Below are 21443 nucleotides of genomic sequence, written 5' to 3'. Positions count from 1 at the left end.
CCGGCATAGCTGGGGACAAAAGTTGCATCACGGGGCGTCCGGGGCCAGAAACAGGTAAGGTTCGTCAGGAAAGAGGGAGACGCTTCGTGACCCAGACAGGTGTGAAACTGGACGAAAACTGGCGCGTGGCGTTGCAGAAGGAGTTCGATGCTTCCTACATGAAGGATCTGAAAGCCTTTCTTTTGAAAGAGAAAGAGGCAGGAAAGATGATCTTCCCGCGCGGACCTGAATGGTTTCGCGCCCTGAACCTGACACCGCTCGGTTCCGTACGCGTGGTTATTCTCGGACAGGACCCCTATCATGGCGCTGGTCAGGCGCATGGTCTGTGTTTCAGTGTCCGTCGCGGCGTGCGGATTCCGCCTTCACTGGTCAATATCTACAAGGAGATGCAAAGCGATCTCGGTATTCCCCCTGCGCGTCATGGAAATCTGACGCACTGGGCGAAACAGGGCGTTCTGCTTCTCAACAGCGTGCTGACCGTGGAGCAGGGACAGGCGGCCTCGCATCAGCGACAGGGCTGGGAGCGGTTCACTGATGCCGTGATTGCCTGCGTCAATGAACAGAAAACACCGGTCGTTTTCATATTGTGGGGCAGCTATGCTCAGAAAAAAGCGGCTTTTGTGGACGCTTCGCGTCATCTGGTCCTGAAAGGGCCGCACCCATCACCGCTTTCCGCCCATAACGGTTTTTTCGGTGGGCATTATTTTTCCAAGGCCAATGCGTTTCTGGAAGAACATGGCTTGAAGCCTATCGACTGGAGACTGCCGGAAGAACCGGAAGACGAATGAAAAAATTTCCTCTCGCAGACATCAGTTTCCGCGAGAGGAGATAATCTTTTTCGTCATGACTTCCGCATCAGAGCCGTCGGCATAATAGCGTTTCCGTATGCCCGCCGCGCTGAACCCTGTCGCGGCATACAGGCAGCGTGCCGGCTTGTTATCCACGGAAACTTCTAGAAAAATCCGGGAGATTCCTTTTTCGGAAAAATCGGAAAGCAGCGTTTCAATCAGAAGGCGCGCCACATTCTTCCGTCGCCAGTCGGGCGCTACGGACAGAGTAAGGATTTCAGCTTCATCCGCAACGGAGCGGGCCATGATGAACCCGGCGGGTTCATTATTCATGGAGGCAAGAAACGCCAGAACACCCGGCGTTGCAAAGAGATCTGCAAAAGCCTTGCTGCTCCAGCGGAATTCAGGGACGAAAGCACTTTCATGCAGCCGGGCGAGAACCTCGGAGAAAGCGGTCCCGACCTCTGTGACAACGGGAAAAGTTTTTTCTTCCGGCGTCATTCGGGGCGCGCGCGAAGACCAGCCGCCGGCAATTTCGCTTCCGGTGGATCGACATACAGCGGCAACGGCGGTCGCGCGGCCAGTCTTCCCTGATGACGCAGCAGACCGACATGGGCGATATCTTCCGGAGAGGCTTCACCAGTAACGGTCACGAGGAAGAGGCGGTCCGGCGCGCAGGCCACAGCCTGTTCAGCACCATCGCCCGCCACGATCCATGATCCGGTAGGCGGTTCCCATTCGGCGCTTTTCACCGCGATAACCGGCCCGAGGGTGGTCGGATCAGGCGCTGGGCTTTCCACAAACCAGCGTCCCCGTCGGGCTGTCGTCACGCAGAGCCAGCCGGTCCGCTCTTCCTGCCGGACAAGCGTGTCGAGAACAGGCGAAAGCGCTTCACCCCGTGTCACGCCCACCACAGGACAGCCGAACCCGAACGCCAGTCCGGCCGCCAGAGAGCATGAGGTGCGCAGCCCTGTGAAGGAACCGGGGCCGACGACGACGACGACCAGATCGGGGGCCTGCCACTCGGATTCCGCGAGGCACTCTTCCAGCATGGAAGGCATGATGCCGATGCCATCGTGACCCGGCGCATGGCGAAGCGACAGGCTCTTTCCGTCATGCTCATCAAGGAGAACTGCCGCGACACGGGCCTCCACTGCTGCCGGTGCGGCATCCAGAACCATCACGCGGCAGGGCACGCTGGTCCCGGTCACAGGATGCGACAGGCTTCGTCAAAAGCCAGTCGGGCAGCGCGTGGCGTTTCAACCGGTTCTCCGTAGCCAAGACCGATGAGGAAGTTGGCCCGCCAGCCTTCGCCCGTCAGGAATGTGTCCTCGACGATGGCCGCATCGAAGCCTGACATCGGCAAGGCATCCAGTCCCAGCGCCCGCGCGGCCATGATCAGGTAAGCGCCTTCCAGCGTCCCATTGCGGAAAGCGGTCTCTTCCGCCAGCCCGACATCGGCCGCGAACCATGAGCGCAGATCGGGATCGGCGCCCAGACGCGAGAAATATTCGAAGAACAGGGGATCGTGACCCACGATGACCACGACTGGAGCCGTCATGACCTTTTCCACATTGCCCGCCGAGAGCGCGTCCCGAAGGCGCTCCTTTGCGTCCTGAGAGGAGAGAAACACGAACCGCGCCGGAGAGCCGTTGCCCGATGTCGGTCCGAGTTTCACCAGATCGTACAGCGCCCGCACCGTTTCTTCCGGCACGGGACGATCGGTCCATTTCTCCGGCGTCCGCGCCTTTTGAAACAGGCAATCCAGCGCATTCTCATCCAGCGACATGACAGCAATCCTCACCACTTCCGGTTTGTGAATACCGCCGCCGCCGCCCGCTTGCCAGTGCGGATGTTCCTGCCGAGGGGAGAGGCCCCCATCCCGCGCCGGAAAGACCGCCGGATTCAGGGGACATGCGCGGACGCATACAGGGTGTCGATCCCCTCATCGGTCAGCACGCTTCCCACGGCTCCGCAGTCCACAAGCCTGCCTTGACGCATCAGCAGGGCGACGTCGAAAATCTCGCGGGCGCGCAGGGGATCATGGGTCGTGCAGAGGATCGTGTAGCCCTGCTCCGCAAGGTCTCGCAACTGCGCCCACAGGCGTTTCTGCTGACCGAAATCCAGCGCCGAGGCTGGCTCATCGAGCAGTAGCGTCCTGCCCCCCTGAGCTAGTGCGCGGGCGATCAGCACGGCCTGCTGCTCCCCGCCCGAAAGCTGTGTGTAGGCGCGGTCTGCAAGGTGGGAAATATTGAGCCGGGCCAGTGCCCCGGTGACCGCGTCCTTGTCGTCCGCGGGCGTTATCAGCCCGAAACGGGCGTGCGACAGACGTCCCATCGCGACCATGTCCGCCACCGTATAGGCGAAGGCGACAGTGTTTGTCTGGGGAACATAGGCGATCCTACGGGCGACCTCGCGGCGGGTGAGCGTGGACAGATCCGCTCCGTTCAGCAGGATGCGGCCGTCTGCTTTTTCAAGCCCCAGAATGACCCGCAAGAGGGTCGTTTTCCCCGCGCCGTTCGGGCCGAGAAGGGCTGTCATCGTGCCGTCGGGCAGGCTGAAGGAGATGTCGTCCAGCACCAGCCGCCCGTCCCGCCGACAGGAGATATCCTCGGCGACGAGAGTCATCGCCAGCTTCCTTTCAGGCTGGACCGGACACGCGGCAGCAGGATCAGGAACAGGATGACGCCGGAGAGTTCGGTCATGATACCGATGGGGATTTCCGCAGAGGAGAGGCAGCGTGCGAGATCGTCGGCGAACAGGAGGAAGATGGCCCCGATCAGGGCGCTCATGGGCAGCACGAGCCTGTTTCCCGGCCCTACGATCAGCCGTGCGATGTGCGGAACCACCAGCCCCACCCAGCCGATGATGCCCGCCATCGCCACCGTCAACGCCGAAAGCAGCGTGGCGAGGATCACGACGACACTGCGCACCGCCACGACCGGCACGCCAAGGCTGCGGGCTTCGTCATCGCCGAGCGTGAGCGCATCGAGAAGTCGTCCGGTGAGGCAGAGCAGCACGATACTCACCAGCATCGGCAGGGAGACGAGCGAGAGCGTTTCGGGCGTCACGCGGGCCAGCGTGCCGAGCAGCCAGAAGACGATATCGGGAAGCTGGTCGTCGGGGTCGGCGAGATATTTGAGGATCGATAGCAGCGAGGTGAAGAGGGCGTTGCTGACCAGTCCGCCGAAGATCAGCATCAGGATCGAGCGGTCGCCGGACAGGCGCGCTATCCCCACGCCTGCCAGAACGGCAACGACAGATCCGGTGAAGGCCGAGACGCTTACCATCCATGCGGGATAGTTCAGGACGATGGCGACGGCTGCCCCGAACCCGGCTCCGCTCAGTGCTCCGAGGATGCCGGGAGAGACTAGTGGATTGCGGAAAACGGCCTGATAGGACGCGCCCGAAACAGACAGTGCCGCTCCCGCCAGCATCGCGGCTTCCAGTCGGGGAAGTCGGAGCTGGAGCAGGATGGAACGGGTGACGGAGGGTGTCGGGGAGGCGTGAAAAAACGAGAAAAGAAACTGGAGGCAGTCGTGAAGGGGAATGGGGTAGCGCCCCACGCAGAGCGAGGCGACCGCCACGATCACGAGAACGATGAAGGCGCAGGCAAGAGACGCAATGCCTTTCATGCAGGAGGCTGCGCCGCCAGAATGCGCCGGGCGTCCTCATCGGTCAGGTCATAGGCAAAGAAGCGGCGATAAAAGGCTTGTGTGACTTCGGCCATGCTGACGTCACGGAACAGGTCCGGATGCAGGATGGTCGCGGCCCAGCGAAGCTGAAGCGCGAATTCCGTTCCATAACGATCCCACGGAAACACACCGACGGGGTTGCGATAGACTCTCCCCGTCCTGACGGCGGCGAGCGAGGACCACACCGCGCCTGCGGTGGACGCCTCCGGCGTTCCGCTCATGCCTCCCAGAATGATGATGTCGGGATTCCATGCGGCAATCTGCTCGAATGAGACCGGCCGTTTCGATCCCTGGATTTCTCCGGCGGCGTTGCGGCCACCTGCGAGCCTGATCCACTCGTCGATCATCGTGCCCGCGCCATCGACTTTCAGGGGCGAGAGCGAAAGGATGTGCAGCACGCGGGGGCGGGATGCGTCCGGAAAATCGCCCAGACGGGAGGACAGCAGGTTCAGCGTCTCGTCGAGATAGGCGCGATAGTCTTTCACGACGTCCTGCGCATGGGCGGTTCCCAGCACGTCCGCCGTCAGGTCGAGGCAGCGGAGCAGCCCCGCCGCGTCATGGAAATCGACCGCGACCGCAGGAATACCGGCGCGACGGTAGGAATCGAGTCCCGACAGTGCGGGTGTTGCAAAGACGAGGTCGATCTGGCTGGCCAGAAGCGTTTCGGCGGTAGGGGTCGTACCCGGAAGCTGGACGGCCTTGTTCAGGGCGGGCGCGAGCCGGTACATCCAGGGCGACATGGTCTGTCGTTCGACCGTCATGGCGATGGCAGGTGCTCCGCCGAGCATGACGACCAGTTCGTTATGGGCGAACCACAGATCCGCAATACGGGCAGGGGGTGAGGGCACCTCGCTCCGAATGCCTGTCATGTCGGTGACGGTTTTTGTTCCGGCTGCGTTCAGCGGTGTGGCAAAAGCTGTAGAGGCCAGAATGGCCAGAGAGGCCGCCCCCTTCAGAAATCGTCCCATTATCCCCCCGTTCTTTCGGGAAATTCGCCTTTTTCACCAAGGACTGGTTCCCACTGACTATAGACTAACAGGATGCGGCGGAACGTCGAGGGGCGAGCGGAACAGCGGCTTTATCCATTATGTAAAAGCAACTCTGTCCTGCCTTCTCGCGTAATAAAGGCTTTGGTCCTTTAAACGTCACATTCCGATGATACCGCTGACTGGAATAGGCGGGAACGATCTGTTCCCGTTAAGGATGAATTGTCGGAATTGAGGAGGCGTTGGCATGTGTAATAGTCGGTCCGTACTGGTCCACGGCATGGATCGCCTGATCTCATGCGTCTGACCCTTCACACGGATTATGCTCTGAGAGCGCTTATCTTTCTCGCCTGCACGCCGGACCGGCTTGTTTCAATTCGGGAAATTGCCAGGACCTACGGCATTTCCGAAAACCATCTGGTCAAGATCATCCACAAGATGGGGCGCGCCGGCTTTATCGAAACCAGCCGGGGCAGGAACGGTGGCCTGCGGCTGGCCCGTGCGCCGGAAAAAATATGCATCGGCGCTGTCGTGCGTCTCACGGAAGGGGAACCGGGCGTCATTGCCTGCATGAAACATGGCATGGACGGGTGTAGCGATGAGGAGAGCGTGTGTCTCCTTATGCCCGAATGTCAGATGCGGCTGGTTTTTGTCCGCGCTTTCGCGGCGTTCTTCGATGTTTTCGACGCGATATCGCTTGCCGACGTGGTGACGAACCGGGAGCGGTATGCGCTGGGGTTTTTTGCGCCGGATGAGCAGAAAAACCGTGTGTTACCCGATCAGGCGGCCGACGCCTGATCGGGTAACAGGCATTCAGCCCCGACGGATGTCCGGGGCCTTCGCTTCTTCAGACAGCCGGATCACTGCCTCGTCGAGGGTCAGCATTTCCTGATCCGCCCCGCCGAGACGCCGCATGGCGACGGTTCCTGCTTCCGCTTCCTTGCGGCCGACCACAAGGATCACCGGCACCCGGGCCACGCTGTGCTCACGGATCTTGGCGTTGATCTTGTCCGCACGCGTGTCCGCCTCGACCGTGAGACCGGCCTTGCGCAGACGGGCGACAACCTCCCCGGCGTAAGGCGCGGCATCACTGACGATGCTGGCGACAACGACCTGCACGGGCGCGAGCCACAGCGGGAACTTGCCCGCATGCTGCTCGATCAGAATGCCGATGAAGCGCTCGAACGAGCCGAGGATCGCACGGTGCAGCATGACCGGACGGTGACGGGCGCTGTCCTCGCCGATGTAGCTGGCGTCCAGACGCTCCGGCAGCACGAGATCGACCTGCAAGGTGCCGCACTGCCAGTCACGACCGATGGCGTCACGCAGCACGAACTCCAGCTTCGGACCGTAGAACGCGCCCTCACCCGGATTATATTCATACTCCACGCCCGCGATCTCACAGGCCTGCTTGAGCGCGGCCTCGGCCTTATCCCAGACCTCGTCCGAACCGGAACGCTGCTCAGGACGGTCCGAGAACTTGATGCGGAAATGCTCGAAGCCGAGATCCTTGTAGACCTCTGAAAGCATCGCCACGAACAGGACAGTCTCCTGAGCGATCTGGTCCTCGGTGCAGAAGATATGGGCATCGTCCTGCGTGAAGCCACGCACGCGCATGATGCCGTGCAGCGAACCGGACGGCTCATAGCGGTGGCACGCGCCGAATTCGGCCATGCGCAAGGGCAGTTCACGATAGGACCGCAGGCCGTGGCGGAAGATCTGCACATGACACGGGCAGTTCATCGGCTTGAGAGCGAGGGTCTTGTCCTCGTCCTCGACGGTCGCGACGAACATGTGGTGGCGATATTTGTCCCAGTGGCCGGAGGCTTCCCACAGCGCACGGTCCACAAGCTGCGGCGTGCGGACTTCTTCATAGTCGGCGCGGGTCTGGGCGCGGCGCATATAGTCCTGCAACGCCGTGTAGAGCCGCCAGCCCTTGGCGTGCCAGAACACCTGACCGACGGCCTCTTCCTGAATGTGGAAGAGATCCATTTCCTTGCCGATGCGGCGGTGGTCGCGGCGCTCCGCTTCCTCAAGCTGGTGCAGATGCGCTTCCAACTCCTTCTTGTCCCGCCATGCAGTGCCGTAGATGCGGGTCAGCATCGGGTTGCGATGATCGCCGCGCCAGTAAGCGCCCGCGACCTTCATCAGCTTGAAGGCGTTGCCGACATCGCCGGTGGTGCGCAGATGCGGGCCTCGGCAGAGATCCAGCCACTCACCCTGACGGTAGATCGAGATTTCCTCATCGCCGGGGAGGTCGCGGATCAGTTCGGCCTTGAAGCGCTCGCCACGGTCTTCGAAGAACCGGATCGCCTCATCGCGCGGCCATGCCTCGCGGGTGAAGGGCGCGTTCGCTTTGACGATCTCGTGCATCCGCTGCTCAATGGCCGTGAAATCTTCCGGCTTGAACGGCTCGTTGCGGTAGAAATCGTAATAGAAGCCGTTTTCGATCGACGGGCCGATGGTGACCTGCGTGCCGGGAAACAGCGACTGCACCGCCTCCGCCAGCACATGGGCGGCATCGTGGCGGATCATCTCCAGCGCTTCCCCGTCCTTGCGGGTGACGAAGCGGATTGAGGCATCCTGCTCGACCGGAAGGCTGATGTCGCGAAGCTTGCCGTCCACTTCGATGGCCAGCGCCGCCTTGGCTAGCCCCGGACCGATGGAGGCCGCGATATCCGTGCCCGTCACCGGCCCGTCAAACTGGCGAACGGAACCGTCTGGCAGGGTGATGGCAGGCATGGACAGGTGCTCCAGGCATTGAATATGACGGACGACCGGGATGGACGTCCTGTTGCAGCAAGCCGACTTTAATGGCGTCAGCCGAGGGCAGAAACAACCCTGTCCACGGAAAGAGTTGCAATATCGTTGACCCGCAGCACGCTGACCTGCTCCGGCCGTCGTCCCAGTGGAGCCGTCAGGGCCGGATCGCTTTCCGAAGAGAACAGCACGAGGCAGCGACATCCCACGGCGGCTGCGAGATGCATCGGGCCGGTATCGTTGCCCACCGCCAGCCGGGCGCGGGCGCACAGACCGCCAAGGTCGATGAGAGAAGTCTTCCCGGTGAGATCCAGCGCGTCCGGACAGGCAGCGCGGATGGTGGTGGCCAGTTCACCGTCCGTTGGGCCGCCGATGAGGACCGGTAACAACCCCTTGCCGAGAAGATGCTGCGCGAGAGCCCCGTAACGCTGGGCAGGCCAGCGTTTGCCCGGGCGGTGTGGTGCTGCGCCCGGTACCAGCACCGCATAGGGAACGGGGAGTATCGGCCCCCCTGCTGTCAGCCACCCGAGGTCCGGCTCCGGAACGTCCGGGATGCCCGCCATGCGCAACTGGTCCCGCTGCCGCGTCCGCGTGTGCATCTCATCCCGCCAGGGGTTGGCGTGCGGCAGCGAGGCCCCTCGCGCGATGCCTGACCACGCGGCGGCTCCGGCGAAACGGTGATACCAGCTTGAGCGGCTGGAGGTTTGAAGGTCATAGATCCGGTCGAAGCCGCTCAACTGGGTTTTTAGCCGTTTTATGCCCGCACGGTCGGTGATTTTGGGCCGTGTGTCGGTCTCGATACTGTCGAACCACGGGCTGGCGGTGGCGAGGTCACGGAACGGCGTGGTCGTCAGGAGGGTGATGGCGGCATCCGGATGATGGGCGCGGATGGCGGCAAAGGCCGGAAAGCTTTGTACGAAATCGCCGAGCGCCCCAAGGCGGATGACAAGGATGCGTGTCATGGGCGGGAGACTGCCCTGTCACGTCGTTTCATGCCAGAGGCAGGAGGATTTTGGCGTTCTGTCTGTTCACACGGCATGAGAGGGAAAGGCGTCGGATCAACGGATGCCGGGCTGATCCGATGACGTTTTTTGAGGCAAACTGTGTGCTCAGTGCGACGAGGATGTCTGGATGGTCACGTCGCTGGGAGGCAGGGCGTCCGGGTCGGAGGCGAGCAGGTCGAGATCCTGTCGTGCGAGGTCTGCCTCGTGAGAGTCCGGTGCGAGCGCGATCACCTGCTCCCAGTCCGAGCGTGCGCCCGCTGGATTGTTCAGGCGCTGGCGAACGATGCCGCGTTCCAGAAGAGCTCCCGGATCGTCAGGCGTTCTGGACAATGTGAAGGCGATATCCTGTTCCGCCGCAGTGAACTTGCCCGTCTGGATTTCGGCCTTGGCTTTCAGGCGATGGATGTCCGTTTCGAGAACCGGATTGGAGTCCAGTTCGGTCAGGTCGCGCAGAGCATCGTCGGGGTGATCCGTCTGCAGCAGGGCGCGATCCCGCAGGAGCCGGAGCGCAATGGAATCCGGTGTCAGGGTAAGGCCATATCCGGCAGAGTTTTCCGCCCGGGTGGGCGCTCCGGCGGCGAACCATGCGCGTGCCGCGTCGGCAGCGACATCGGCCCGCTCTTCAGGGGAATCATCGTCCGTTTCCGGCATGTGGGCGGCGGCTGTGTGGGCCAGCCCGTCAAGCTCCTCGGCGCTCGTTGCGGCGTTTCCCATCAGTGCATCGGCAATGGCGCGGCAGTGCCGGACGGCGCGCGTGCTGCCGATCACATCATGCGCCGAGACATAATCATCCACGTCACCCGGATCGTCATCGAGGGTGGCCAGACAGTCGGAGAGAACAAAAGGGGGCTGCGAGGACGGTGCTACCGCCCGGGCGTGATGCACAGGTAGGGTCAGTGCGGCAAGAAGAGCGACTGTCAGAGCGGCGGGTGTGGATACGATGATCCGGCTGTGCCCCGGTCCTTTGAAGCGGGGAGACGGGCGGATGGAGGCTGGACAGTCGGGATGAGCCGTGACGATCATGGTTGCATTGACGGTCCTGAAAGCCGCCGGGTCAAGTACGAACGAAAAATGAGACAGGTGGTGCGGGACAGGGCCGTCCATGCTATCGGCGAAAGTTATGAATACGTTAACCAATCGGCCCGTTATTCTTCAGGTCCTCCCCGCTCTTGATGCAGGCGGGGTCGAGCGCGGGACGATCGAGATGGTGCAGGCCATCGCAGAGGCGGGCGGCATGCCGCTCGTGGCCAGTGCGGACGGGCGTCTGGTCCCGAAAGTGGCCTATTACGGCGGAAAGCACATTTCCCTCGAACTCGGACGGAAATCCCCCGCCGCCATCCTTCGGAACGCCATGCGCCTGCGGTCGGTCATCGCTTCGGAGGGCGTCAGTCTGGTTCATGCGCGCTCTCGCGCCCCTGCATGGGCAGCAAGGCTGGCCTGCCGTCGGACGCAAACCCCGTTCGTCACCACATGGCACGGTGTCCACAAGGAAAGCTTTCCGGGCAAGAAAACCTATAATGCCGTTCTTGCCGCCGGTGACCGCGTCATCGCCATCAGCCATTTCATCGCAGACCGTTTGAAACGCGATTACGGTGTGGGGGACAACCGGCTGCGCACCATTCCGCGCGGCGCTGATACGGTGCAGTTCGATCCGCAGGCCGTGCGCGGCGACCGCGTGAGCGCAGTGCTGGAGACATGGAACATCGAGGACGATGGTGCGGCCATCATTCTCATGCCGGGTCGTCTTACGGAATGGAAAGGGCAGGGGCTGCTGCTCGATGCACTGGCCATCATGGTGCGTGAACGCTGGGCTACCCGTCCATGGGTCTGTGTCTTCATCGGTTCGGCGCCGGAAAAGTCCGGCTTCCCGGCGACCCTTGAATCCCAGACGGTGGAACTCGGGCTGACGTCCCATATTCGCTTCGGCGGTCACTGCGCAGATATGCCGGCGGCCCTTGCCCTCTCCGAAATGGTCGTTGTGCCGTCCCTTCGTCCCGAGCCGTTCGGCCGGGTGGTTGTCGAGGCTCAGGCCATGACGCGTCCCGTCATTGTCGCGGCGCATGGGGCGGCCATGGAAACGGTGAGATACGGGGAGACTGGTCTGCTTTTCCCTCCCGGCGATGCGCGTGTGCTGGCGGAAATGATCGCGGCCACGCTCAATGCGACAGCCGGGGAGCGTATGACCATGGGGCTTGCCGCCCGGGAAAATGTGCTGGCCCATTACACGACCCGCGCCATGCAGCAGGCAACGCTGGCAGTTTATGATGAGCTGTTGGGAACGGCTCTGGCCGAGGCACTCGATCAGCATTTGCCATAACAGGTGGCGATTATAGCGTTCCCGGCACGAAACGCTCGGTTCGCTTTCAGTAAAACGGGTCACCGCGAACAAAGGCCGCAGGTGGTGGTAACCAATCCCTTCTTGGAATGTTTCTGACTGGTGTGGTCTCGTAGGTGTTGTCTGGTTCTTCTTGCTGATCCCGAGGTTGAAAGGCTTTTGGAAAATTTAAAGTATCAGACAGGAATGATGAAGCTGCCCGCTGGCACGTCAGTCAATGGACGGCTGCGGTTGGCTCTTCTGAACACCGGTGCATTCTGGAGCAGAGCGGCGTCAGGGACAGTGCCCCAATGTCGAAAAGGTTCTAAGAGTCCTTTTGAAAATTGCTTTTCATCTTCAACAGTTAGCTTTTCGCGAGGCCGTTAAGCGCCTGATTGGCTGATTTCGGCAATCTCATATTTCATCTGTGCCAAAACAGGAATATTCCAGTATAGAAAAGGAATTTTCAAAAGAGGTCAAAGATCACACGAGGCGGGTGATCGTGCGTGTCCTTGCTGCCCACCTGTTCCGGAGGGTCTGGTGGAGAGGGTGTGCCGTGCGTCGGGCTGCCGCAATCTCCGTGCTCTGACATCTGCTTTTGATGGGATGGACTGGAAGTTGCGCTAAGACAATCTTTCGGACCACACGAGATCCGGGTATGGCGGTCGCTCTCATAACCTGACCGGACACATGTTTTTCTGTGCAAATGTTTTTTTGCAAATAGATAGGGAAAATCATCCTGCCCGTTATGCTGCTTTTCTAGCAATAATTTGTTATTGATAATCATTATCACTTACGATAATAATTTCTCCCCTTACCCGGAGAACATGTAACAATGCGGGGTCGTTCCAGTCTTTTCCCCTGCGCAATAGCGCTGCTGGCTTTTCCTTGCGCACCCGGTCTGGCGGAGGAAACGGCTGAAAAGCCCTTACACCGTCTGCACGCAGCGCCTTCTGCTCATCCGACAAAGGCGAAAGCTCCGGTCGTTCAGACTGGACCGGTGGAACACATCGAAGTGCGACGAAGCCGGGGCAGTCTTCTGGGGAACGGGGGGCGGTCGGCGACCAAGACATCCACCCCCATTGAAGATGTACCCCAGAACCTGACCGTTATCACGCAGGCGCGCATGACCATGCTCAATTCGCGCAGCATTTCCGAAGCTGTTCGATATTCAGCCGGTGTATCGGATTATGGGTCCAAGGATGACCCGCGGGGTTATTTCGGCACGATCCGGGGATTTTCTCCGGATATCTATCTCGACGGAACTCGTACGCCGGATGCGGCCAGTTCCCAATCTTTCAGCATTGAGCCGTGGGGGCTGGAGGAAATGGATGTACTGCGTGGCGCGTCCTCTGCTTTGTACGGTTCGGGGCAGCTTGGGGGCATCATCAATGCAGTCAGTAAACGCCCGCGAGAAGACCAGCAGAATCAGGTCGCTTTCCAGACCGGGTCCTACAGCCGGGTTCAGGGAGCGGTCGATGTAGGAGGCGCCATTGATTCCGGCAAGACCTTCCTGTGGCGTTTCAATGGTCTCATCAGAAAATCTGATACTTATGCGAAAAACATCAAGAATAACGAAATTTATGTCGCGCCCTCCCTGCGATGGCATCCGGACAGCAAAACCGATTTTACCATTCTGGCCAGCTACGAGCAGCTCGATGCCGGTTCGACAGCGCAGTTCCTGCCAGCAGTGGGAACGGTGTTTGGCAGCCCCTATGGCTACATCGCCCGTAATTTTCTGAGCAGCGATGCGAAGTATGATGTCTATTCCAAGCGTCAGGTCGCTATCGGCTATAATTTTACGCGCTATCTGACGCCGAACTGGACGATCAGCCAAAACATGCGGTACGCCCATCTGGATCTGGACTATCGCTTCGTGACCGCCGTTGCCCTCTCGTCTGACGAAAGGACACTGACACGACAGGCACTGCTCCAGTCGGCTAACTACAACAATGTCACGCTCGATACGCGCTCTGATCTGAAACTGAAAACAGGTCCGGTGCGCCATGAAATTTTGTTCGGCATCGATTTCAGAAGCGATTTTCTTGCCAATCGCCGGGGTCAGAGAACCGCTCCGTCACTGGATCTCTATAATCCCGTTTACCAGACCATCACATGGCCGACCTACGCGACCACTACCAACACCAATGAGACGGAAACCCAGACGGGCATTTATGCCCAGGAACAGCTCGACTGGAACCGTTTCTATCTTACGCTGTCAGGGCGCGGAGATTTGACGCAGAGCCTGACGATGAACAACCGGACCAATGTCGGAACACCTCAGAAAAACAACGCATTTACCGGACGTGTCGGCCTTCTCTACAAGTCGGTCATCGGAGTGTCGCCCTATGTGTCCTACGCCACGTCGTTCCAGCCGCAGGTCGGCACGACACGCCAGAACACGCCGTTTCTGCCCACGAAAGGACGACAGATCGAAGCCGGCCTGAAATACAAACCGCCCACGGGAACGCCGTGGGGCGAAGATTTCATGCTGACAGCGGACTTTTTCGATCTTGTCGAAACGAACGTGCTGACGACCGATCCTGCAGATTCCACCTATGACATCCAGACAGGCGAGCAGAAAACCCGTGGTTTTGAAGCGGAAGGAGTGGGACGGCTGCCCTATAAAATCGATTTTCTGGCGTCGTTCACCTATCAGGACCCGCGCATCACGAAGACGACCGTCGCGGCGCAGCTCAATCAGCGGCCCGTGGCGATTCCTTCCCACATGGCCTCATTGTTTCTCAAACGTGATTTCCGGCTGAGCGAGGCATGGACGACAGGGATCGGAGGCGGGCTGCGTTATACCGGCAACACGGCGGGTTCCCTCCCTGAAACGTTCGCCGTACCAAGCCAGCTTGTATGGGATCTTCAGGCGCATGTGGATTATCGTCGGTTCGATGTCCAGTTCAATGGCAGCAATATAACCAACCGTCGTTATGTCGCGATATGCACGCGGTCGGTCGCCTGTGCGTGGGCGCCCGGCCGCAGCGCGTTTGTGACGCTCTCCTATCGCTGGTGAGGGGGGCGCTGGGGAGGAGGGAAACCAACAGCATAGCGCAACACGCTGGAATGGCTGGCAAACAGAGAGCGACCTTTCGCGAGCCCCCTGAAAAGGGCGACTGCCTCTGGACTCTGTTTTATTGAAACTCACGCAGAAATCGTCAGCGGTTAAAACTCAGCGCTGCTCCCGGACCACACTATCCCGGTATCCTTCGAACAGAGCCGCACTCAAAGAAACTGCGTATCTTTTCGGCTGTCAGGGGAGTTTGCTGTATCGGTGGCCGCCACACTCTCGAACACCAGCATGTTGTTGCCGCTTCGCATGAACTGCTCGCACACTCGCATGCCGATGCCGCCGAGCACCTTGCGGGAGGCGATGTTGGTGTCGCGCGCCACTGCCACCACACGTCGGAACCCCGCCGCGTGAGCATGGCGCAAGGCCGCCGCCGCTGCCTCCCGGGCGAGCCCCCGGCCCGATGCCCACGGATAAATGGCGAACCGCAGCGCCACGCCGCGTCCGTCCGGGCGTTCATGCACGCCCGTGACGCCGATCAGCCGACCATTCTCACGGATGGCGAACATGCCGGTGCCGTGTTTTGCCCAGAAGGTGATGTCGGACACCATCTCCGCTTCCGCCTGCTGGCGGTTGCGCACACCGCCCAGCATCATGGCGAACGCACCACCATCAGCCTTGAGGTGGGCGATGTCGTTCATGTCACGCCATGAAACGGGTGTCAGCGTGAGACGGGCTGTACGGAGGATGTGGAGACTCATGAGCGGGCTATTTAGGGTCCGAAACCGGACAGCCCGTCAACAAGCCTGTTCCGGGTAAGCGAGGCGCGCACCCGGAACGGCAGGAATCAGCGCGCCAGTGGGCGATATTTGATGCGGCTCGGCTCGACGGAAGCGTCGCCCAGACGGCGCTTCTTGTCTTCTTCGTAAGCCTGGAAGTTCCCCTCGAACCATTCGACATGGCTGTCCCCTTCGAAGGCGAGGATATGCGTGGCAAGACGGTCGAGGAACCAGCGATCATGGGAGATGATCACGGCGCAACCGGGATACTCGGCGAGCGCATCTTCCAGCGCGCGCAGCGTATCGACGTCGAGATCGTTGGTCGGCTCATCGAGCAGGATGACGTTGCTTTCCTTGCGAAGCATCTTCGCAAGATGGACGCGGTTACGCTCACCACCGGAAAGGATGCCGACCTTCTTCTGCTGGTCAGCGCCCTTGAAGTTGAACGCACCGACATAGGCCCGGGACGGAACGGCACGCTTGCCGAGATAGATGACGTCCGTGCCGCCGGAAATTTCTTCCCAGACGTTCTTGTTGTCATCAAGGCTGTCGCGGGACTGATCGACATAGCCAAGCTTCACGGTGTCGCCGACGATCAGCTTGCCGCTATCCGGCTGCTCCTGCCCGGTGATCATCTTGAACAGCGTGGACTTACCCGCGCCGTTCGGCCCGATCACACCGACGATCCCGCCCGGGGGCAGCTTGAGATTCAGCTTGTCGATCAGCAGATGGTCGCCGAAGCCTTTGGTCAGATCCTCGGCATCGATCACCACGTTGCCCAGACGCGGGCCGGGGGTGATGACGATATCCGCCGTGCCATTCGCCTTCTCGTTGCTCTTGGCCAGCAGCTCTTCGTACTTGGTGATACGGGCCTTGCTCTTGGCCTGACGGGCCTTCGGGCTGGAACTGATCCATTCCTGCTCGGCCGCAAGAGCACGCTGGCGACCGCTTTCTTCCTTTTCTTCCTGTGCCAGACGCTTGCGCTTCTGCGTCAGCCAGGAGGAATAGTTGCCTTCGAACGGATAGCCGCGACCGCGCTCGATTTCGAGAATCCAGTTGGTCACGTTGTCGAGGAAGTAACGGTCATGGGTGATGACCATGACGGTGCCTTCATAGTCGCGCAGCGTCTTTTCGAGCCATGCCACGCTCTCGGCATCGAGATGGTTGGTCGGTTCGTCAAGCAGCAGCAGGCCGGGCTTTTCAAGCAGCAGGCGGCACAGGGCCACACGGCGACGCTCACCACCGGAAAGCTTGTCCACGGGGCTGTCGGCGGGCGGGCAGCGCAGCGCGTCGAGCGCGATCTCGAGCTTGCGGTCCAGTTCCCAGCCATCACCGGCGTCGATCTTTTCCTGAAGATCGGCCTGCTCGGCGAGGAGGGTGGTCATCTCGTCCTCGTCCATCGGCTCGGCGAACCGGGCGGAGATGTCGTTGAAACGGTCCACGGCCTTCTTCAGGTCGCCAAAACCGAGGGCGGCATTCTCACCGACCGTCAGTTTCGGGTCGAGTTTCGGCTCCTGCTCAAGGTAGCCGACCTTTACGCCTTCGGCTCCCCAGGCCTCGCCACCATATTCCTTGTCGATCCCCGCCATGATCTTGAGCAGGGTCGATTTACCGGCGCCGTTGACGCCGAGAACACCGATCTTGGCGCCCGGCATGAAGGACAGGGTAATACCCTTGAACACCTCGCGACCGCCCGGATAGGACTTGGTCAGGTCCTTCATCACATAGACATATTGATATGGCGCCATGAGACGAAACTCCGTGACAGTAATGGAAGGACCGGACCGGAGACGGTCTGCGGGGTAGGGACACCGGGCGGGCCTGTAACCCCGCCGATGGAGATACCTGCGCCCGGCAGGACTTGAACCCGCAACCAAGCCGTTATGAGCGGCCCGCTCTAACCAATTGAGCTACGGGCGCGCAGGCGGCCCATCAATTCGCGCAACCCAAGCCTTTTTGCAAGGGTCGAGTTGCATTACTCTCTCTATACCTTGGCAAGGGGCCGTCTCACGGATAGGCTCCCGGCGCGATTTATCAAGATGGAGCAGGACGCATGGACGTCTCCAAACTTTCCCCCGGCAAGGACGTGCCGAACGACATCAACGTCGTGATCGAGATCCCGCAGGGGTCTTCCGTCAAGTATGAGATCGACAAGGAGAGCGGCGCGCTGTTCGTCGATCGCTTCCTTTTCACGCCGATGGCCTATCCGGCAGCCTATGGCTTCATCCCCAACACGCTGGCCGCCGATGGCGACCCGGCCGACGCCATGGTTCTGACGCCGCGCAATGTCGTGCCGGGTTGCGTGATCCGCGCCCGTCCGATCGGCGTGCTGCTGATGGAAGATGAAGCCGGACAGGACGAGAAGATCCTGTGCGTGCCACACGACAAGATCCATCCGCAGTTCTCCAAGGTCGAGAAGATCGAGGATCTGCCCGAAATCCTGCTCCAGGAAATCGAGCACTTCTTCACGCGCTACAAAGACCTTGAAAAGGGCAAGTGGGTGAAGGTCACCGGCTGGGGCGACAAGGCCCGCGCCGGTGAGATCATCAAGGCTTCCCTTGAGGCCGCGAAGAAGTAATTTTCTTCACGTTACAGGTTGTCTGAACGCCCTGCTTCCCGATGGGAGGCAGGGCGTTTCCTGTTTGGGACAGTTAGATCAACGTTCTTCTTTCCGACAGATCACCGATTTCAGGGGAATCTGCGGGTTGCCAGACATCCCCTTGCGGTCAGGGCTCGGGGGGATAGGGTGTGCCCGTGACAGCGAAGGGGCGGTGTTTTTCATGGGGAAGACCAGACGGACAGTCCGGCGAGGATTGGGTCAGGGCCTTGTTGTCGCGACGGTTCTGACAGTGCTTTCCGCCTGCTCCCCGGTCTCGATCCAGCGTCTCAGTCTGATCGACGCCTACCATGAGCGGAACGTCACGGCGCTGGGCTATGATCGTCTCAGCACCTCGACACGCACGGTTCTGCAACGCCAGAATCTTCTGGCGGAGTGGAAAAGCCATCCCGAAAAAGCGATCGCCTCGCTCCGCATAGCCACCCAGACCGGCTTTTATGCGCCGGATTTCTTCTCCCAGCTCTTTGCTCTGGCGGAACTGGATTATCTGGTCGCCCGCCAGCAGCATGACCGCGCCCGCTTCATGATGGCGGCGCTCTACGCCTATGCCTATCTCGCCCCCGATGCCTCGCCGGACGAACGGCCCAGCCCCTATGACGAACGCTTCCGTCAGGCCTGCGACATGTACATGCTGTCGCTCACGGAAGCTTTCGGCACGCCGGCGCATGTGGAGTCCCAGAACTGGACGCTGCCCATAGGCACGCTGGAACTGACCGCCCGGCCTGCCGACCTCAACTGGCACGGTCACACGCTGACGGATTTCCGCCCGACTGCCCGGCTGGATGTCAAAGGCCTGAACAATATCTACACGCAGGCGGGTCTGGGCGAGCCGCTGGCAGCGGTGCCGAAAATGAATGCGGGGGAGGTCCAGTCCTTTCAGGTGACCGACAAGGTGCGCGTGCCGGTCGATCTGTTCATGGAAATTCCCCATTCCCGCGAGCAGGTTCTGTCCGACCATATTTCCGGGCACCTCGTGCTGACGGCCAACGACAACGCTGCCTCGCTCACCGAAGATGGCGACCGGGTGCCTCTGCAATATGATCCGACCGTCGCCCGTTCGATCAGCCTCAGTGACTCCATAGACTGGGCCGCCGAATATACGGACTTCCTGAACGGCAGCTATTTTGACAATCACAGGCGGCTTCAGCTTGCCGCCATCGAGCCCCATAAGCCGGGTCGGATGCCTGTCGTGCTGGTGCATGGCACCGCCTCCAGCCCGGCCCGCTGGGCCAACATGATCAATGACCTGCTGTCGGACTCCGAAATCCGTCGCCATTTCGAGTTCTGGGTCTTTTCCTACGGAACGGGGAATCCCATCCCCTATTCCGCCATGCAGCTCCGTGAGTCTCTGACGGAGGCCATCAGCAATCTGGGCGGCGTAGCGGCCGACCCGGCCCTCGGGCACATCACGGTGGTGGGGCACAGTCAGGGCGGTCTTCTGGCCAAGATGCTGGTGATCAATGCCGGAGACCGTCTGTGGAATGGCATCATTTCCACGCCTCTGGACCAGCTTTCCTTGTCCGCTCCAACCCGCGATCTGCTCAGGGAAGCGCTTTTTCCAGCTCCCATGCCGGAAATCAGGAACGTGGTGTTCATTTCCACACCCCAGCACGGCAGTTTTCTCGCCACGCTTTCCATCTCCCGCTTTCTCGGGCGCATGATGACGTTTCCGCTGACCGTCACGCATGTGACAAACCAGCTGGTCGCCGACAATGCGGCTCTGCGTCTGGACATGAGTCCCTGGCGGGTCGGGAGCGTATACGGCATGTCGCCGCAGAGCCGTTTCATCAAATCACTGGCGGCGATCGAGGTCGCGCCCGATGTGGAGGCGCACTCCATCATTCCCGTTCTGGGCGATGGTCCGCTGGCGGATCAGACGGATGGCATTGTCCGGTATGAGAGCGCGCATGTGCCGTATGTAAACTCTGAGCTGGTCGTCCATCATTCGGATCATTCTACCCAGTCCAATGCCGTGACCATTTCCGAAGTGCGCCGGATTCTTTTTGCGCAGATCACGCCGGTGCCCGGTGACAGCCCGCCGCCGGACGGCATCGAGAAGCGCAATATCATCCGCATCGGCGGTCAGTATGTGCCCACCCAAAGGCCTTGGAAATGACTGGCACAGGGAGGCAGTGGTTCCTGCGTGCCGTGTCTCTTTTCATGGCGCTGTTTGGTGGCGCGGCCTTCTTTTATTCAACCCTCCAGCCCGACTGGGTCCGTCTTGGGCTGACTGTTCTGTTTCCGCTGACATTTTGCGGCTGCATGCTGTGGAGAGGGAAGACGATCCGCCGTGTGGGGTGTTCCGGGCTACTGCTGGCTTTCTGGGGGTGGTATCTCACAGATCCACCGCGCAATGACCGGGAGTGGGCCGGGGAATATGCTGTTCCTGCCGATGCGGTGATCGCGGGGTCTGTCGCGCACCTCCGGCATGTCCGGAACTTCACTTACAGGACGGAGAACGATTACACCCCGGCCTATTACGACGCCGATTACGATCTGGACGCTCTCTCCGGCGTCGATCTCGTCACCTCCTACTGGGCAGGCGAGGCCATTGCCCATGTGTTTCTTTCGTTTGCTTTCAATGATGGTCGTCATCTGGCGATTTCAATCGAAACACGGCGACAGAAGCGGTTTTCCTATTCCACGATTGCCGGATTCTTCCATCATTACGAACTGTTCTACGTCACTGCGGACGAGCGGGACCTGATCGGCGTGCGGACCGATGTGCGGAAGGAGCGCGTCTATCTCTATCGTCTCACACTTTCGCCTGAGACGGCCCGGCGCCTGTTCCTCAGTTATCTTTCCGAAATTCACGGTCTGAACACGACGCCCCAATGGTACAACACGCTGACGGACAACTGCACCACCGGCATCCTGCAACGGGCTCAGGCGCGCTGGCGCTACCGTCTCGACTGGCGGGTACTGTTGAGCGGCTACACTGCTTCTCTTGCCTATGACCTCGGCTTTCTGGACCGGAAATATGATTTCCCCCGGTTGAAAGAGATGAGCCGTATCCACAGACCGGCAGGCGCGCAGCCGGATGCGGCTTATTCGTGGGAAATCCGTCAGGGGATTCCGCAGGAATAGGGGCGTTGCCCGGCTTTGGCTGCCGTGGGTGCCTGTGACATCCGACGCTGTTTTCGGGGAGGGAAGGAGGCATTCCCGCGGCTTCGGTGCGGCCTCTGGATGCCTGCTCGCGTAAACGTTAGAAGATAATGGTAGCATTTCATTGCCGGGGCGCGGGGCTTCTGATCTCAGACCGAAGAAATGACGGCGCAATGCGGATTAATTCTCAATCTTAATTAGGCCATCACGGAAATGGCCAATATAGTTTTTCGTATATTCGCCAATTCACGCGCATATTTCGTATGTTGCCAAAGATTATGTAGTCATAATCAAAAATCAATTTGCAACAAACATGAAACTTAATTGTAACATTCATCGGTCAAACGGTGAAATCTGTTTTCGTGAGTGCCGTTCGCCC

The 21443-nt window shown here is 60.4% G+C and carries 18 protein-coding genes and 1 tRNA gene; 7 read left to right on the top strand and 12 right to left on the bottom strand.

What is annotated here, in order from left to right:
* Window positions 1-86: 86 nt before the first annotated feature.
* Complete coding sequence (gene ung / locus GOB81_RS10565; protein ID WP_173570389.1) at window positions 87-788, top strand: uracil-DNA glycosylase; 702 nt, start codon at window positions 87-89, stop codon at window positions 786-788.
* A gap of 21 nt (window positions 789-809) precedes the next feature.
* Here the strand turns inward: ung and rimI are convergent, their stop codons facing one another.
* The 6 genes from rimI to GOB81_RS10535 all read right to left on the bottom strand — a co-directional run bounded on the left by rimI (window position 810) and on the right by GOB81_RS10535 (window position 5451).
* A complete protein-coding gene (gene rimI, locus GOB81_RS10560; RefSeq protein WP_173570388.1) occupies window positions 810-1289 on the bottom strand; it encodes a ribosomal protein S18-alanine N-acetyltransferase in 480 nt (159 codons plus the stop codon).
* Complete coding sequence (gene tsaB / locus GOB81_RS10555; protein ID WP_338421352.1) at window positions 1286-1999, bottom strand: tRNA (adenosine(37)-N6)-threonylcarbamoyltransferase complex dimerization subunit type 1 TsaB; 714 nt, start codon at window positions 1997-1999, stop codon at window positions 1286-1288. The genes rimI and tsaB overlap by 4 nt, the downstream gene beginning before the upstream one ends.
* Window positions 1996-2577: a malonic semialdehyde reductase gene (locus GOB81_RS10550; protein ID WP_173570387.1), complete on the bottom strand. Its 582-nt coding sequence runs from the start codon at window positions 2575-2577 to the stop codon at window positions 1996-1998. The genes tsaB and GOB81_RS10550 overlap by 4 nt, the downstream gene beginning before the upstream one ends.
* A 116-nt stretch (window positions 2578-2693) precedes the next feature.
* Window positions 2694-3416 (bottom strand): ABC transporter ATP-binding protein, encoded by a 723-nt coding sequence (locus GOB81_RS10545; protein ID WP_173570386.1) that lies wholly within the window; start codon window positions 3414-3416, stop codon window positions 2694-2696.
* Complete coding sequence (locus GOB81_RS10540) at window positions 3413-4423, bottom strand: FecCD family ABC transporter permease (RefSeq protein WP_173570385.1); 1011 nt, start codon at window positions 4421-4423, stop codon at window positions 3413-3415. Before GOB81_RS10540 ends, GOB81_RS10545 begins: the two co-directional genes overlap by 4 nt.
* On the bottom strand, window positions 4420-5451 hold the full coding sequence (locus tag GOB81_RS10535; protein WP_242010195.1) for an ABC transporter substrate-binding protein: 1032 nt from the start codon (window positions 5449-5451) through the stop codon (window positions 4420-4422). Before GOB81_RS10535 ends, GOB81_RS10540 begins: the two co-directional genes overlap by 4 nt.
* Window positions 5452-5766: 315 nt before the next feature.
* Here GOB81_RS10535 and GOB81_RS10530 point away from each other — a divergent pair, with 315 nt between their 5' ends.
* Window positions 5767-6267, top strand: coding sequence for an RrF2 family transcriptional regulator (locus GOB81_RS10530; RefSeq protein WP_173570384.1), 501 nt, complete (start codon window positions 5767-5769; stop codon window positions 6265-6267).
* 15 nt (window positions 6268-6282) lie between these two features.
* Here GOB81_RS10530 and thrS read toward each other — a convergent pair whose 3' ends face one another.
* The 3 genes from thrS to GOB81_RS10515 form a co-directional block, all read right to left on the bottom strand.
* Window positions 6283-8211, bottom strand: coding sequence for a threonine--tRNA ligase (thrS, locus tag GOB81_RS10525; RefSeq protein ID WP_173570383.1), 1929 nt, complete (start codon window positions 8209-8211; stop codon window positions 6283-6285).
* A gap of 77 nt (window positions 8212-8288) precedes the next feature.
* Window positions 8289-9191, bottom strand: coding sequence for a glycosyltransferase family 9 protein (locus GOB81_RS10520; RefSeq protein WP_173570382.1), 903 nt, complete (start codon window positions 9189-9191; stop codon window positions 8289-8291).
* 147 nt (window positions 9192-9338) lie between these two features.
* Window positions 9339-10337 (bottom strand): tetratricopeptide repeat protein, encoded by a 999-nt coding sequence (locus GOB81_RS10515; RefSeq protein ID WP_242010194.1) that lies wholly within the window; start codon window positions 10335-10337, stop codon window positions 9339-9341.
* A 16-nt stretch (window positions 10338-10353) separates the two neighbouring features.
* Here GOB81_RS10515 and GOB81_RS10510 point away from each other — a divergent pair, with 16 nt between their 5' ends.
* Together GOB81_RS10510 and GOB81_RS10505 are read left to right on the top strand one after the other, a co-directional pair.
* On the top strand, window positions 10354-11550 hold the full coding sequence (locus tag GOB81_RS10510; protein ID WP_173570381.1) for a glycosyltransferase family 4 protein: 1197 nt from the start codon (window positions 10354-10356) through the stop codon (window positions 11548-11550).
* An 832-nt stretch (window positions 11551-12382) separates the two neighbouring features.
* A complete protein-coding gene (locus tag GOB81_RS10505; RefSeq protein ID WP_173570380.1) occupies window positions 12383-14569 on the top strand; it encodes a TonB-dependent siderophore receptor in 2187 nt (728 codons plus the stop codon).
* Window positions 14570-14778: 209 nt separating this feature from the next.
* On the opposite strand, the gene GOB81_RS10500 is transcribed toward GOB81_RS10505, so the two are convergent.
* The 3 genes from GOB81_RS10500 to GOB81_RS10490 all read right to left on the bottom strand — a co-directional run bounded on the left by GOB81_RS10500 (window position 14779) and on the right by GOB81_RS10490 (window position 17262).
* On the bottom strand, window positions 14779-15324 hold the full coding sequence (locus tag GOB81_RS10500; RefSeq protein WP_173570379.1) for a GNAT family N-acetyltransferase: 546 nt from the start codon (window positions 15322-15324) through the stop codon (window positions 14779-14781).
* Window positions 15325-15410: 86 nt separating this feature from the next.
* Window positions 15411-17090: an energy-dependent translational throttle protein EttA gene (gene ettA / locus GOB81_RS10495; RefSeq protein ID WP_173570378.1), complete on the bottom strand. Its 1680-nt coding sequence runs from the start codon at window positions 17088-17090 to the stop codon at window positions 15411-15413.
* 98 nt (window positions 17091-17188) lie between these two features.
* Window positions 17189-17262 (bottom strand) — tRNA-Ile (locus GOB81_RS10490).
* A 133-nt stretch (window positions 17263-17395) separates the two neighbouring features.
* Here GOB81_RS10490 and ppa point away from each other — a divergent pair.
* The 3 genes from ppa to GOB81_RS10475 all read left to right on the top strand — a co-directional run bounded on the left by ppa (window position 17396) and on the right by GOB81_RS10475 (window position 21046).
* Complete coding sequence (gene ppa / locus GOB81_RS10485) at window positions 17396-17920, top strand: inorganic diphosphatase (RefSeq protein ID WP_173570377.1); 525 nt, start codon at window positions 17396-17398, stop codon at window positions 17918-17920.
* A gap of 202 nt (window positions 17921-18122) precedes the next feature.
* Complete coding sequence (locus tag GOB81_RS10480) at window positions 18123-20075, top strand: esterase/lipase family protein (protein WP_173570376.1); 1953 nt, start codon at window positions 18123-18125, stop codon at window positions 20073-20075.
* Window positions 20072-21046 (top strand): Lnb N-terminal periplasmic domain-containing protein, encoded by a 975-nt coding sequence (locus GOB81_RS10475; RefSeq protein WP_173570375.1) that lies wholly within the window; start codon window positions 20072-20074, stop codon window positions 21044-21046. The genes GOB81_RS10480 and GOB81_RS10475 overlap by 4 nt, the downstream gene beginning before the upstream one ends.
* Window positions 21047-21443: the final 397 nt, after the last annotated feature.

Origin of the sequence: Acetobacter conturbans, assembly GCF_011516755.1 — a bacterium.
In the GTDB taxonomy this organism is placed as follows: Bacteria; Pseudomonadota; Alphaproteobacteria; order Acetobacterales; family Acetobacteraceae; genus Acetobacter; species Acetobacter conturbans.
Note: the sequence above shows the minus strand (reverse complement) of the source record. Positions and strands in the feature narration are given on the sequence as shown.